The 14,146-nt window shown below is 65.9% G+C and carries 16 protein-coding genes; 2 read left to right on the top strand and 14 right to left on the bottom strand.

All coding sequences use genetic code 11. From position 1 onward, the window contains the following. Positions 1-270 precede the first annotated feature (270 nt). Entirely contained in the window at positions 271-582 is a 312-nt protein-coding gene (locus tag CFR76_RS14215; RefSeq protein ID WP_025438457.1) for a hypothetical protein, read from the bottom strand. 152 nt (positions 583-734) lie between these two features. After that, a complete protein-coding gene (locus CFR76_RS14220; protein WP_025438456.1) occupies positions 735-1,166 on the bottom strand; it encodes a hypothetical protein in 432 nt (143 codons plus the stop codon). A 136-nt stretch (positions 1,167-1,302) separates the two neighbouring features. Here CFR76_RS14220 and CFR76_RS18165 point away from each other — a divergent pair, with 136 nt between their 5' ends. Further along, positions 1,303-1,455: a hypothetical protein gene (locus CFR76_RS18165; protein WP_167402152.1), complete on the top strand. Its 153-nt coding sequence runs from the start codon at positions 1,303-1,305 to the stop codon at positions 1,453-1,455. Here CFR76_RS18165 and CFR76_RS14225 read toward each other — a convergent pair whose 3' ends face one another. From CFR76_RS14225 to CFR76_RS14275, 10 genes are all read right to left on the bottom strand, one after another. Beyond that, positions 1,456-2,943, bottom strand: a complete 1,488-nt coding sequence (locus CFR76_RS14225; RefSeq protein ID WP_110557592.1) for a phage tail protein — start codon at positions 2,941-2,943, stop codon at positions 1,456-1,458. Beyond that, complete coding sequence (locus CFR76_RS14230) at positions 2,940-3,353, bottom strand: hypothetical protein (RefSeq protein WP_110557593.1); 414 nt, start codon at positions 3,351-3,353, stop codon at positions 2,940-2,942. The genes CFR76_RS14225 and CFR76_RS14230 overlap by 4 nt, the downstream gene beginning before the upstream one ends. Then, entirely contained in the window at positions 3,310-4,179 is an 870-nt protein-coding gene (locus tag CFR76_RS14235) for a hypothetical protein (RefSeq protein WP_110557594.1), read from the bottom strand. Before CFR76_RS14235 ends, CFR76_RS14230 begins: the two co-directional genes overlap by 44 nt. Positions 4,180-4,332: 153 nt before the next feature. Beyond that, positions 4,333-4,983: a hypothetical protein gene (locus CFR76_RS14240; protein ID WP_110557595.1), complete on the bottom strand. Its 651-nt coding sequence runs from the start codon at positions 4,981-4,983 to the stop codon at positions 4,333-4,335. After that, positions 4,983-5,465: a hypothetical protein gene (locus CFR76_RS14245; RefSeq protein WP_110557596.1), complete on the bottom strand. Its 483-nt coding sequence runs from the start codon at positions 5,463-5,465 to the stop codon at positions 4,983-4,985. Before CFR76_RS14245 ends, CFR76_RS14240 begins: the two co-directional genes overlap by 1 nt. A gap of 125 nt (positions 5,466-5,590) precedes the next feature. Further along, positions 5,591-6,943 (bottom strand): DUF4043 domain-containing protein, encoded by a 1,353-nt coding sequence (locus tag CFR76_RS14250; RefSeq protein ID WP_110557619.1) that lies wholly within the window; start codon positions 6,941-6,943, stop codon positions 5,591-5,593. A gap of 362 nt (positions 6,944-7,305) precedes the next feature. Further along, positions 7,306-7,647 carry a hypothetical protein gene (locus CFR76_RS14260; protein WP_110557598.1) on the bottom strand — a complete coding sequence of 114 codons (342 nt, stop codon included), beginning with the start codon at positions 7,645-7,647 and terminating at the stop codon, positions 7,306-7,308. A 314-nt stretch (positions 7,648-7,961) separates the two neighbouring features. Then, positions 7,962-8,657: a cupin domain-containing protein gene (locus tag CFR76_RS14265; RefSeq protein ID WP_110557599.1), complete on the bottom strand. Its 696-nt coding sequence runs from the start codon at positions 8,655-8,657 to the stop codon at positions 7,962-7,964. A gap of 332 nt (positions 8,658-8,989) precedes the next feature. Further along, the gene (locus CFR76_RS14270) at positions 8,990-9,490 is read right to left on the bottom strand and encodes a phage scaffolding protein (protein WP_167402153.1); all 501 of its coding nucleotides are present in this window, start codon (positions 9,488-9,490) and stop codon (positions 8,990-8,992) included. 27 nt (positions 9,491-9,517) lie between these two features. Beyond that, positions 9,518-10,930, bottom strand: coding sequence for a phage portal protein (locus tag CFR76_RS14275; RefSeq protein WP_110557601.1), 1,413 nt, complete (start codon positions 10,928-10,930; stop codon positions 9,518-9,520). 115 nt (positions 10,931-11,045) lie between these two features. On the opposite strand from CFR76_RS14275, the gene CFR76_RS14280 reads away from it, so the two are divergent. Further along, the gene (locus CFR76_RS14280; RefSeq protein WP_110557602.1) at positions 11,046-11,726 is read left to right on the top strand and encodes a DUF2726 domain-containing protein; all 681 of its coding nucleotides are present in this window, start codon (positions 11,046-11,048) and stop codon (positions 11,724-11,726) included. Between the two features lie 226 nt (positions 11,727-11,952). Here CFR76_RS14280 and CFR76_RS14285 read toward each other — a convergent pair whose 3' ends face one another. Then, a complete protein-coding gene (locus CFR76_RS14285; RefSeq protein WP_208624012.1) occupies positions 11,953-13,266 on the bottom strand; it encodes a phage terminase large subunit in 1,314 nt (437 codons plus the stop codon). 113 nt (positions 13,267-13,379) lie between these two features. After that, positions 13,380-13,772 (bottom strand): terminase small subunit-like protein, encoded by a 393-nt coding sequence (locus CFR76_RS14290; RefSeq protein ID WP_244191957.1) that lies wholly within the window; start codon positions 13,770-13,772, stop codon positions 13,380-13,382. Positions 13,773-14,146: the final 374 nt, after the last annotated feature.

Here is a 14,146-nt window from a genome sequence, read left to right on the forward strand (position 1 = left end):
GACCATGCGCCCCACCGCCGCCGCCAGCCGCCCCGGCGCGCCGGACCGCCCGGCGCGCGGCAGGCGCGCGATCAGGCGGACCGTGGCCCGGAGCACGTCAGTCATCAGGATATTCCCATTGTTGCGCAGTCCAGTCATACCGCCCGCCCGCAAGCTCGCCAAACGCTACAAGAAAGGCCATGCGCCGCACGCGCGGCATGGTCATGGCCACGTCCCACGGCACCCCGTTCCCGACCAGGGCCGCGACCTCGATCAGGGCGGGGTGCCGGCTCAGTTTTTTGCGGCGGTGCTTTCCGTGGCCGCCACGTCTTCCCCATCCGCGCCGAACAGCGCGTCCGACAGGGCGGTGATGCCGGTATTGCCGATCTGGTTGGCCAGTTGTTCAAGCTGCACGCGACTGGTGGGGCGCATGGCGGGAACGCCGTCGATCGCCTCGACCGACGCCACCATCAGCGCGTATTCCACCCATGCGGGCGACGGGCTGGCCGGGCCGAATTCCAGCAGCGCCAGCACATCCCCCGGCCCGCGCTCGCGGTAGGTGATGGTCCGGCCGTCGCTGGTCTTTACGCTGTGTTCGCTCATGCTGTGGGCCTTCTGGCTGTCAGGGACGGTTTGAAAACAACAGGTTGATAAAAAAGATAAAAGTTTTTGGGTGCCGCCTTTTTTCAAAAAGGCGGCGTTCTTCGAAGCTTTTTGAAAAAAGCTTCACCAAAAACGTCCTTATGATTGCCAGATCAGGAAATGCGGTTGCGCGCGCGGGCGGCGAACGTGATGGTCTGGCTGACCAGCGTTTCGGACTGGTACCGCCCCGCATCGGACAGTTGCAGCGACGCGCCCACGAATTCATAGGTGCTGAGCGACCCGTCGCATTCCGTCACGTACTGGTAGATGCTGCCCAGCACCACCGTGCCCGCCGACCAGAAGCCGCTTTCGATGGCGGCGAACAGGTCATCCGCCCCCGCCCCGTCGCGCTGGAAGGTGAACTGCCCGCCCCAGCCGCCCGGCACGTCATAGAACAGGGGCATGTCGTTCAGCGGGTTGGATGTAAGCTGGTGGGTGCGCTGCTGGGCGGTAAAGCCGGTGACGGTGGGCAGGTCCACGCGGCTGCCGTCATAGACCAGCACCACGCGGCAGTCGCGGCCGATATTGAAGGGTTTGGTGGACATTCGTCGCTCCATGAAAGAAGGGGCCACCGCGCGGATGGCCCATTATTGCCGTGCATTGGTGTCATGCGTATTTTTATGTGGCGGCGCGGGTCGCGCGGGCGTGAACATGCGTTTTCATCCCGCATGGAGCACCCCGATGGGCACCACACCCGAAAAACCACCCGAAAAAGACCTCGCCGCCATTGCCGCGCGCGGGCTGAGCCACCCGGAAAAGCTGACGCATGAGGAAATAAGGGAACTGTGCGGCCGCGTGCTGTCGGAAGAAAACCGCCGCGCGAAGACCGGCTGATCAGGCGGCGGGTGTGGCGGTGCTGACCGTGACACTCGCCCCGCCCTGCAGGTTGACGACAAAGAAGCGGTTGATGCCCTGGTAGCGCACCTGCACGTCGGCCCGCACGTAACCCAGCGCCGTGGCCGATTGCGGGTTGTTGGACATGTCGCACACCACCGCGTAATCCGTGGTCGCCCCCAGTATGCCGCCGCCCACCATGTTGGACAGCGTGCCCAGCAGCACGGCGCGGATATCGCCAAACAGCGTGGTGCTGATGACGGCGCCCACGAACGCGCCCATGCCGGAATTGATGGTTTCGGCAATGTAGTTGGTCAGGCGGGTATAGCTGTCGTCATCCGTATCCGCATCGGAACTGGTGTTGATCCCGCCGCGCACCGCCCAGTAGCTGCCGCCGGGGGCAGGGTTGCAGATCACGTCGATGCCCGCGCCGAACAGCGCCGAAAGCTCGGCCATGGAATAGGTCGCGGCCTGCCCGCTGGAAACCAGCCCTGCCTTCTGGCTGCCGATCACGCCCGACAGTTCGCGGTTCAGGCTCGACTGCTCGGGCGACAGGCCGCCCAGGATACCGGCGGCAAACGCCTGCGGGGACACCAGCATGTCGCCATTGGTGTCATCATCCCACCACAGCCAGTCGCCGAACATCAGCTTGATGGCGTAGCTGTCCACGCCGGCCGCGGCCTTCATGGCGGCCGCGTTGGCGATGGTGTCGCCCGCGGGGCCGCAGGCGATCATGTACATCCCCTCCGACAGGCCAAAGGCGGCCTGCGTGGTCCATGTGGTGCTGTCGCTTACCCCCTGCAGCAGCCCCAGCGCGCAGCCCTGCCCGCGCAGGGCGTACAGGCCGGTGCGCGTCGCGCCATCCGTGCCGATGAACGCCGCCGTGCCCGGCACGCCGCCATCCGTCCCCCCCGCCAGCGTGACCGTGCCCGCCGCCAGCGCCGGGACCGTGCCGGGCACCGTCATGCGCACCAGCGCCGTGCCGTCAGCCGCCACCGCCGCCGCCAGCACGCCCCACGTGCCGCCGCGATAGGTCCGGCTGCCCAGCACCGCATGGGCAATGGTCAGGGTGTAACTGGTGGTGATGATGCCATCCTGCGTAACGGTTGCGGCAATGGCGTTGCCCGCGCTGCCGGTATGCAGCGCGGTCAGGGTCACGCCATCCAGCGTGCCGGTGGCGGCCGTATCCGTGCCGTCGGTCACGCGCACGCAGCGGAAATCCGCCGCCCCCTGCAAAAGCGCGATGTTGACCGCCGTGCCGATGTCACTGGCCAGCGCCTGCTTGGGACCGAAGGCGGACAGGCAATCCCCCATTGCGCCGACGATGACCGGCGTGCCCACCGGCCCCCACGCGGCGGTGCCGACCAGGCCGATCCGCCCCGATGGCACGCCGTTCAGCGCCAGCGTCTGCGGGCGCAGGACCTGCACGTACAGGTCGGGCACGTTCAGGCTGTTGGTGTTGAGCTGCCCGGACTGGTAAATGGTCATGGTATCTGTATTTCCCTGTTATGCGGCATGGCTGCGTGAAAAGTCGGGTGTGGTGTGGCGCGCAGGACCGCCGGGCCGGATGCCGGGCCGCCCGCGCCTGTCACGCCGTATCCCCATGACGCCGGGCCGCATGGCCCCGTCATGCAGGTCGGGCGCGTGTCATGAACGGGGACGCACATAATGGCGCATCCCCCGGACACGATGCGGCAGCCAGCCATCACCGCCCGGCCCGTGGTGCCCGCGTGCCATGTCCGGTTCCCTGCGCGATGATGCGTCGGGCCGGTGTTCCCACGGGTCGGCATGGCCGGGGGCATGGTCAGGCGGGTGGGTATCCGGCGGGCTGCCTGAATGGTGGTGGACAGCGGTTCAGCCGCCGCCGGTGTCCAGCAGCACGTCCCCGCGCGTGACATCGGGGCCAATGCCCGCGCCACCGGCCAGCATGGCCGGGACCACGCGGGTCAGGTCGGTGTCGTAGGTGACGAGGAAGCGCGCGGGCCGGGAAAAGATGCCCCGGTTCATGGCGGTGTCATCGTTGGTGGTGGCGCGGGCCTCGATACGGAAGGTGGAACCGCCTGCATCCGTCAGCCAGTCGGTCAGCGCCAGCGCGTCGGACATGGCGCAGCCCAGCGCGTCCCGCCCCGCCGGGGTGGCCGACCACGCGGTGATGGCAAAGACCTGCTGCTGCCTGCGCGCGACGCAGCGCGCCGACAGCGTGCCCGCGTTGATGGCCTGCGCCATGGCCGTGGCGGGCAGCGTGATGTTGGCCCCGCTGGCGGCAGCGCCGGGGATGGCGGCTGCAATGGCGGCGGCGATGGTGGCCGCCGTGTCCGTCGCGGTTGCCACATGCAGGCTGCATGCATCGCCCGCAACGCCGGGCAGGCCACGCACGCGCAGCCCCACCGTGCCCGATGGCGTGGCCCCGTCATCCACCGTTACGGTGGCGGTGGCGTCGCTGGCCGCGATGTGCACGGTGGCGGGCGTGGCCGCATCCATGCGCCACGGGCGGCCCAGCGGTTCATCCACCCGCGCCCAGCTTTCGGCCAGGTCGGCGATGGTGATGAAGTCACAGCCCTGTTGCAGCGTATGGGCCACATCCCCCAGGTCGGCCTGCGTCAGCCCGCCACGGCGGATGATGAGCGGCCGCCCCGTAACAGCCCCCGACGCCATGCCATCGGGGCACAGAGCCACGGCGAGGGCCGCTGCGATCGTGGTGGAGATGGTGGAGATATCGGCCATGTCATATCGGCTCCTGTCCCCCCAACAACGCCGCACGCCGCCCGCGCGGGGCATGCCATCCGCCGCTGTCAGGTGTTTCGTGGGGTGATGCGGTGCGTGGTCCGTATCCGCATGGGGTGACGGGTCTGCCCGGCAAAAGATATTGCCGGGGGGTCAGACCTGCTGCTGGCCCAACTGGCAGCGCGTGCCCCACGGCCCGGCGCGCGCGCCGCCGATGGTGTAGCGCGTGCCGCCCGCGTCCCGCGCCCACATGGCGGGCTGGATGGTGACGCCGGGCATGGCGGGCAGGAACATCTCGAACCCGCCCGAACGGATCGCGCCGGGCTGTGCCGGGCCGGGAACGCCCGCCCCGCTGCCGGGGCGGATCATGGCGGGCCACCCGGTGGCGCAGGCGACCTGCGCCGTCACGTCGCCCGATGTGGCGTAGCCGCCGGGACCCGCCACATCCGCCACCTGCGCCATGGTGGTGGTGATGTCCACCACCGCGTTGCACAGCACGCATAAAGGCGGGCGGAAGGGTTCGGCGCGGGCGATGAAATAGGTATCGTTCCCGCAGGTCAGGATATCCCCCGCCCGCACATCCGTCGTATCCATCAGCGCGTAGACAAAGGGCACGTCCCACAGCGCAGGCCCGGCAAAGCCGAAGGCCCGGTCATTGCTGAACGCCGCCATGGCCTGCGCATACGGCGTGGCGCACGGGCTGGCGGCGGCCGTGGGGCGGTACTGCGCGGTGGCCGCCCCCACGCGGGCCGCCGCCCGCGCAAAGCCACGCGCGGCAAGGCGGCACAGGGCTGGCTGGTCCATCAGATCACTATCTCCCCCACCCCGCGCAGGCCCGGCCCCGGCGGGATGCCCAGAAAGTTGCAAAGCTGCACCCGCCAGCGCGTGTACAGGGTGAAACGGTCCGTGACCTCGGTGCGGTTGCGCGTCCACACCGCCGCGCGGTCGGTATCAAGATTGGCGGTGGCCGCCATGATCGCGCCCTCCAGCAACTGGCACTGCATGATGAACGCCCGCGCCTGTGCGCATTCGGCCGGGGCAAGGTTGCGCAGCCGCCATTCGTTGAAGCCGTAAACCCGGAAAAACCGCCATGACTGCATGCCGCTGTCCTGGCTGCCCATGGCGGGATAGCCCATGTAGCGCCGCGCCTGCGCCAGTTCGCCATCCACCAGCGGCGTATCCGCGACCGTGGCGGCGGTGGGCGGCGTGGTGGTGATGGTGTCCGTCGTATCGCCTGTATCGGTGGCGGACCCGCTGGCCGCCGTGGTGGTATCCGTATCGGTCATGCCTGTTGCCCCTGCGGTTGCGCCTGTCACTGACGGATGAAAGTTTCCGGGTGCCGCCTGTTTTCAAAAATGCAGCGTTCCTGCGCGATGCGGGTGGCGGCACGATCCCGCCACCCGCATGGGGATTACGCCCCGGCGCCAAGGCTTTCGATCACCACCCCGCGCTTGAGGTAGCTGTTGGTGGCCGTCGGAATGACCGATGTATCGGCGGTCAGGTCGGTCGGCAGCGCAAAGCCGCCAATCCACGACCACGACTGCGCGATGATCTGCGCCAGACGGTCCAGCGCGGGGCGGGTGATCATGCACACGCCGTCCACATCCGTCAGTTCGCCGCCATCCAGCAGGGGCGCGTAATGGGTGCCGATATTGGCGTAGTCGCCTTCGATCAGCGCGCCCTGGCCGCAGATGATGGCGCGGTGGATGTTGCCCGCCCCAAGGGACGCCTGCTGCGGGGCCTCGGTCGTGGGGATGAAGCGCACGCCCAGCAGGTCGAATATCTGGCCGTTCTGGTATGTATCGGACCCGTACTGCCCGCGATACAGCAGCTTGAAATCCTCGTCGCGGAACAGGCCCAGAAGCTGCGCATTGTCCAGGTAGCAGTGGTACACCCCGCCATCGGGTGTCGGCACGTTGTTGTCGCGCAGGGTGGCCAGCGCGCCAAGGATGGACTGGACGCTCAGCAGGTCGCCCGCCGCCAGCGCCGCCGTGGTGGCGCGCGCGTTGGGCCGCAGCACCAGCGGGGCGGTTGCGGCGATGACCGCGTTGCCCGCCGTGCCGTCGGTTACCTTGACGGATGCCGAGAACGTCAGCGTGCCCGAAACCCCGTCAGGCGCCGTGGAGGTATTGGTGGCGTCCGCCGTCGTGCCCACCAGCGTGTACGACCCGGCCCCGACGATGACGGTCATGCCGGCCGATGCGCCAACGGACACCACCTGCCCCTCATCGGACAGGATGGCCTGGAAACCGCGGATGTCATCCACCGCCACCGTGCTGCCCGCCGCCCCCAGCGTGGTGGTGACGCGGGTATTGCCGCCAAGGTAGCCGCCCACCCCGTTCTGCGCCCCACCGAACAGCGCATTGCGCGCCAGACGGTCCAGCGTCTGACGTGCGTTGATGCCAAGACGCGACGCATTGGCCAGGAACTGGTTGGCGATGCCGACGCCCTCGGTCACCTGGTTGAGGTCCATGGTGTTACCGTACTGGTTGATGGTCAGCGTGTACTGCTCCACCGACCATTCGGCGGGGGTCATGCCGTTGTCAAAGCTGGTGTTGGCTGTGGGGTTGAGCGGGGTTGTGGCCGGTGGCAGCAGGCCCGCGCGGGTGTCGGTAATGGTCTGGCCGATGCGGGCGGGAAATTCCATCTGGTCGGCGATCGAGCGGAAGCCCAGCCGTGACTGCAACGCATCCTGGAACGCGCGCGACAGGAACCCCTGCTGGATGACCGGCTGCAGGCTGGCGGGGAAATTGGCAATGGCCATGGATTTCATTTCCTTGAAAAAACGAAAAAAGCCGCCATGCAGGGATGCACTGGCGGCGGCAGGGGCGGCCATGGCGGGCATGCGCCATGGATGGGCCGGGTGGATGGATCAGGGGTGCGGCGCGTCTGGCCGCCCGCAGGCCCCTTGCCGGTTCCGCGCGGCATGAGGGGGCGCGGAACGGGCAAGGGGTGGCCGATGGGGCGCATGGACCCCACGGGTATCTTTCACGTCATGGGCGGGTCTGGGGTCGCGAAACCGCAAGGACATGTCCTGCAATTTCAAGACGCATCAAGCAACGCCGCCTTTTTGAAAAAAGGCGGCACCCAAAAACTTTTATTTTTACCAACGGTTTTTAGAAAATATTATAAGTGTTTATTTTTTGCCAGCAGGGTTTTATTGTGCCTGTATTTCCTGCGCAGGGATTTCTGCCTTACATCAATGGTGGCGCAACGCGCGCCGGTTTCTTCCGCCAGGTCCAGCCTGCGGGCATCAGGCAGCGTGCTGTCCCATTCCCCGGCCAGATACTGGCAGATTTGCGCATCATGTATAAAAGCCGTGACATCCGCCGGGGTTGTGTCCGCAGCCATGGCCATCGCGGGAAAAATCAGCACCATTATGGCCTGATAAACCAGAATAGGAATTTCCGGGTGTCGCCTGTTTTCAAAAACGCGGCGTTTTTCAAAGCTTTTTGGAAAAAGCTTCATCAAAACCCTCTTTTGGTTTCAAGCCCTGTCATGATTTTACTGTTTCAGACAGTCTCTTGCAGGCTGTTTTAAAACAAATCATTGATAAAAAACAATAAAAGTTTTTGGGTGCCGCCTTTTTCTCAACAAGGCGGTGTTTTTTCGAAGCTTTTGCAAAAAGCTTCACCAAAAACTTTCTTTAATTTTAAAGTGTTATTCTGCGTTCCATTTACCATCGACCGGCGCGGTCCTGTCCCACGGGCGATGGGTGCTGGCCCATGTGGCGGCATACGGGCCGGGGCCTGACGCCACCGGCCTGCGCACCCTGCCCCGCATCAGGCCGGGCGGAAGATTACATAGACCTTCCTGACCGTCTCCCGGTTGTCCCATGCGCATTCGGCGCCCCGTTCGACAAGGAAGATGTCGCCTTTGCTGAACGTCTTTTCCCGTCCCGCGCCATCAACCAGTGTCACGCTGCCTTCGATCAGGTACATCAGTTCGGCATGGGCGTAGCGCACGGCGCGGCGGGCATAGGGGGTGGCGGACCATGTGCCGCAACGCAGTTCGCCATTGGCGGATTTATAGTCATTGAAGCTGCGGCAGGTGGGGGCCGGGCCAGCCAGCACCGCCGCCGAAGGCGATGCCGATGGCGCCAAGACCGGGTTGGGGTCGATCACCACCGGCGTCTGCGCGCCTGGCGTGCTGGTGTCGCAGCGCATGGCGATGGCCCGCGTGCCCGGCGCGGCGGCCCAACTGAAGGCGCTGCCCTTTGGCATGACGATGCACCCGTCGGGACCAAGGACGTTTGCGCCGATGTTCAGCTCCCCCGTCAGCACGATCACGAATTCATCCGCCGGCATGGCCGTAACCAGCCCCGCGCCCTGCGGTGCGCAGGCCATGACCGACAGCCCGTTCCCCTGCCCTGCAAGCTTCGTGCGGGCCAGCAGGAAATCACCGGGTGCAGGCATGGTGGTGTCGGCAAAGGCGCGCAGGTCAACAAAGCTGCGTACGATTACGTCGGTCGGGGTCATTCGGCACGGTCCTCCGGGTGTGTTCACCCTGTTGCAGGCAGTATGGGGCCACCCGTTTGCGCCGGGTGGATTTCAGACCGCAACCGTAACATGCGGCCGCCCATGCGTCACCCATGACAGTCCTGTCCCGTCGCGTCCGTTATCAGGGACGTTTTTGGTAAAGCTTTTTCCAGAACGCTTCGACAGAGCGCCATTTTTTGTAAAAAGGCGGTATCTTCCCATCCCGGTCAGAAGGGAACGGGGTCCTGTCTGCCATTCAGGCGGACAGTACAGTCTATCGGGCATATCCGCGCCTGTTGAAATCAGGCCCCCTGACCATCGCGACCACGCTTTCAGGTCGCGACCGGCCAGCGCAGGCCCGCGGCACTGGCGGCGGCCTTTACATCACGCGCGCCCGCCGTGCGGGCGTCGAACGGGGCGGGATCGCCCGCGCGGGGCGCGGGGCCGGATGCGGTGGTGCCACGGGCGGCCCCCGATGCGGGCTGCGGTGGGGTAAACAGGTAGGCACGGCTGTCACGCGCGGCCTGCATGATCGTGTCCAGCCCCTGCGGCGTGCCGTCCTCGGCCAATGTGACAGTGGACAGGTCCACCAGCCGTACCACATCGGCGGGTTCCACCGCCCCCATGCGGGCGGCCATGGCGCGGGCTTCGGCGCGGATCACGGCGCGGCTGGCGCGGGTGCGGGCGGTCGCGGCCTGTTCGGTGGCGCGGGCCAGGTCGGCTTCCAGCGTGGCGCGGGCCTGCGTGGCTTCGTCCCGTTCGGCGCGCAGGGCGGCCAGTTCGCGGCGCATCGTGTCCATGTCGGGGGTTTCGGGAACGCTTGATCGGGTCATGTCATGCCTCCGTTCAGGAATGAAAAATCAGTTCGCGCTTTCGGCGCCGATCCGCGCCCACTCGCCATGGGGGCTGGGCGTGCCCGCGCGGGCGGCCAGGATCAGGCACGCCGTCTGCCGCGACAGGAAACCGCCGCGCACCGCCGTATCCAGCCCCTGCGCCAGTTGCGCCAGGTCGGCTTCCGTGCCCGGAAAATAGGGCGGCCACTGCAACGCCAGGCCATCGGCGTCCAGCCCCGCGTAATCGCGCCCGCCAATGCGCAGGCCACCGGCAAGGGCGTGCGAAAACGCGCACACCATGCGATACAGCGCCAGCAGCCCGTATTCGCCATAGGACAGGCGCATCCGGTCCGCCAGCCACAGCAGGGGCTGGTACAACATCTCCATCGCGCGGCCCGATGTGGGGGCGCTCAGCCGGTCGGCCTGCGCGCGGTTGCCGTGGATCTGCTCCATCACGCTGGCGCGCAGTTCGCGGTAATGGTCGCGCATGGCCCCTGCCGCGTCGCCGTTGATTTCCAGCAGCTTGGCATCCCCGTCCAGCGGCAGCGTCAGCGCGGATGCCGCCCCACCGGATGACGCGGGCGTGCCATCGGCATACGGATCCGGCCCCGCGCGGATCACCAGCCTTGGGTCGGCGCTGTATTTCAGGCCGCGCCCGGATTGCGACAGCAGGTAGTCGCACTCGATCACCGTATCAATGGCGGCCTCGAACGTGCATGGCCCGTCCATCACGCCGGGGGCGGCCAGGTTGGCCATCCATACCCATGGCACGAAACCAAGGGCGTGATGCGTGCCGCGCGTGGGGTCCACCCGCGTGGGCAGGCCCGCATCGACCCGCTGCGGCACGTAGACATGGCAGTCCGCGCGGTCCCATACACGTCGCCACCAGAACACGGTCGCCGCGTCATCAGGCCCGACCGGCCACCCCTGCCCCGCCAGTGTCGCGCCCGTGACCTTGTAGCATTCGGTCATGGCGCATAGTTCGCCCGCGCCATCCCATTGCGGGGTCAGGTACAGCGTGTCATGCACTGCAAAACGTAGTTGGCGGTCCACGGCCTCCACCAGCACCGCGACCGATCCGACCGACCCGCGCGTGGCCGCGTCCATCATCAGCGCGGGCAGCGCCGTGCTGGCGGCCACCTGCGCCAGTATGCCCGGCAATGCGGGGTCGGTGGCCGCAGTGGTGGGCCAGTGCGAGGCGCCAAACAGCAGCGACACCGCATCATCCACCACTGCGCGGCACATATTGGTGCGCACCGATGGCCGGCGCTGCGACAGGGGGATATATTCCCCCGCCCCGTTATATTCGGTGCCGAACGGGTTGGGGATGGCGTCGTACTGCGTGCCCGCCAGCACGCGGCCCAGGGCTGCAAGCCGCCCCGCGCGCGCGGGCAGGTCCGGGTCGCGGGGGTAGGTTTTCCTCAGTTCCTGCCAGTCCATGCTGTCTCTCCGGTATGGTGGGCGATGGGGGTGGATTTGGTGGTGATGCGGCGGCAAAACCGCGATAGACAGGCCGCTGTGGGGCGCATGGTCGTGTGGAGGAGAAAAGAATAAAATGGATATCAGTCACCTGTTGCTGGCCCCGGTGCGCCTGGCGGTGGAAATCGGCGTTGTGGGCGTTGCGGTCGCGGTGGTGGCGGGCGCGTGGCGCAGGCGGCATGGCCACCCGCCCGCGCCGCGCCCGTTCCAGCCCGCGTCCCCCCGGCCTGCGCCGCCCCAGCCTGCACAGCCCCAGTCTGCACAGCCCCAGCCTGCGCCGCTACAGCCTGTGCCGCCGGTTCTGGCCGCCCCGGTTGCGGATGCCGGGTTCAGCGTGCCCGTTTCCATGGCCGATTACGGCTGGGCGGTGCGGCTGTACCACCCCATGGCCCTGATGTCGGAATGGGAGCGGCGCGTGCTGTCCGTGCTGGTGGCGCAGGCCCCGCGCGGCTATTATGTCTGCCCACAGGTCAGGCTGGCGGATTTCATGGCCCCGCGCGGGCCGGACCGTGACGCCAACCGGCAGGCGTTTTTCAAGATCGCCTCCAAATCCATCGACTTCGTGGTGGTGCATGTGCAAAGCGGCACCGTGGTGCTGGGGATCGAACTGGATGACAGCACCCACGCCCACCCCGAACGCCAGTATCGCGACGGGCTGGTTGACGCCGCCTTCGCCCATACCGGCATTGCCCTGCTGCGTTTTCCCCCCGGCGCGCGGGTGGATATCAGCGGGTATTTCCGCGCCGCCCCGGCGTGATCCGGTCCGCCTGGCTGCCGCACCGCATCATCGTGATGGCGGGTCAAGCCGTCCGGTCAGGACAGGTGGCACGGTTGCGTTGAACCTTCCGGATTGCCTGACAAAAACATCCTTGCCTTGATTCGGGTGCGGCCTTTTTTTAAGACAGCGTTCCTTGAAGCTTTTTGGAAAAAGCTTCACCAAAAACTTTTATTATTTTCAATGTGTTGGAAAGACTGGTCTCATCCTACCGCCCTAGCGTGAACCGCGTCGGCACCCATCGCGCGGGGGCGGCAGGCGGTGTGGACAGCATGAGGTCACTTAAGGCCCAGACCAGCGCATCCGCCCGGTCGGGGGAATGCGGGCCGTGATAGCCACTGGCGGAAAACTGGCACAACTGTTCCTCCAGCATGGCGAAGCTGCCGTGATGGGTCACGCGCCCCTGTTCATACAGCGCCGCCACAGGCTCGGCGCGCGCGGCCTTGCCCCGGCTGGCGGTGACCATGCGCAGGGCGGCGTTGGGGTTGAGGCCGCGTAACGTGGCCTCGACCAAGGCACCGCCAAAGTTATGTTCAGCCACGATGCGTTCCGCCCCCCAGTCCATTTGCGCCTGCAAGGCCGCGCGCGCCCATCCCGCCGGGCTGTCCCGCCGCGACAGGTCGGCCAGAACATGGCCATTCCCGCCCGCGTCCACGCCGCATACGACAATGCCGATTTCGTCCGACCGCGTATCCTCCGGCCCCGAACAGCCCGACGGGTCCACCGCCACGACAATGCGGCGCATCGCCCCGGCCACGCCGCCACGGGTTGCGGGTGTGACAGGGGCGGCACGGCGGAAATCCTCCATCCGCCACAACGCGCCATCCACCGCCTGCTGGTATTCGCCCAGCATGAAGCGCCTGCGTTCGCGTTCGGGCAGGGCTTCAAGCTGGGCCATGTATTGGGGCGACAGGTTGGCGCGGTTGCCATCGGGGTTCAGGCGCATGGTGGCGTAACGCGCGCGGTCCAGGGGGGCTGCGGATGTGGGGTCCACCCCGTCCTCGAACACGCGGTACAGCCAGTGCGCGGTGGTGGGGGGATTGGCGTCGATATATTCCCTCAGCGCCAGCGGTGATTTCTGCGCCAGCCGCGTCAGCAGCATGTTGCGCGCGCCATAGGTGATCTGGCTGGCTTCGTTCAGGTAGACGGTGGCGAATTCCAGCCCCAGTATCTTTTCCGTCCGGTCCTCGTCATCCAGCCCGCCAAACAGGATGACCGACCCGTTGGGCATTTCCACCGTCCAGTCGGTGCGCGACAGCGCCCAGGGCACGGTGGGAAAGCACCGCCGCATGACGGTGGGAAACGTATCGGCCAGCACGGTGGCCCGCAGCGCGTTCAGCCGGTGGCGGAATATGCCGTGCCGCGTGCCCGCCGCCTTCAGTGCGCGTATCACCACCGCGCGCACCAGCACGAACGTCTTGCCCGACCGCGCCCCGCCACGCAGCAGGATATGCGTGGCGGGACCGCCCAGCAGCCGGTTGGCCGCGCGCTGGTCCGCTGTCAGGCTGAAGGCGTGTTTCAAAAGCCTGCCCCCTGAAAGTAGAAAAAGTTTTTGGTGAAGCTTTTTTCAAAAAGCTTCGAAGAACGCCGCCTTTTTGAAAAAAGGCGGCACCCAAAAACGTCTATTCCGTTTTTTTACAGTTCTGCATCATCGGTCGTGATCGTGATGGCAATCGTGTTTCCCCCTTCCCGCCGGTCGGCGGGCGGGCGCAGGCGGGTTGCGACCCACATCCGCGCCTCCATGCGCAGTTTGATCGCGGGCACGTCGTCACGGCCGGTGGCGCGGTCGGCTATGGTTATGATGTCCTCGGCCAGCGTATCGGCCGCCGCCTCCCGCGCGGTGGCGTACAGGGCGCGAAACCCCGCATTGTCGCGCAGCCAGCGAAACACCGTGGCCCGGTGCGGCATGGCCGGATCATTACAGATCGCGCGCAGGCTGTGCCCATCGGCCAGCCGGGTGCAGATTTCCTCCGCCACCCGGCGGCTGTACGCCCCGCGCCGCGCGCCCGGTGTGGCGGGTTCGGGCATGGTCATGCTTTCCTGTCATCCAGCGGATATGAAAAACGCCCGGGCTGCCATGTGGGGCGGTCCGGGCGTGGTTGTGTCATGATAGGGTTGTTATGCGGAAAAACCGTGCAGGTGGGAACTGGTTTTGTTTTGTCTTCTGGTTGTGCATCTGTCTTGCGGGGAAGCAGGATATTCGATATAGAATAGAAACGAGAAAAATTATCCATTTTCAATTAGGCAATAATAAAATCGTATATTATCTCATATTTATAGTATTTTTTAGTATTACAAAGTTATAAATTTATAAAATAATTTCCTAAGAAATATTTATAATTATTGCACAAATAAATGGAGTTTTTTCTTTCTCTACATCCGATAGTAAATAGTGATAGCTA

The organism is Komagataeibacter swingsii (assembly GCF_003207895.1).
GTDB classification, from domain to species: Bacteria; Pseudomonadota; Alphaproteobacteria; order Acetobacterales; family Acetobacteraceae; genus Komagataeibacter; species Komagataeibacter swingsii.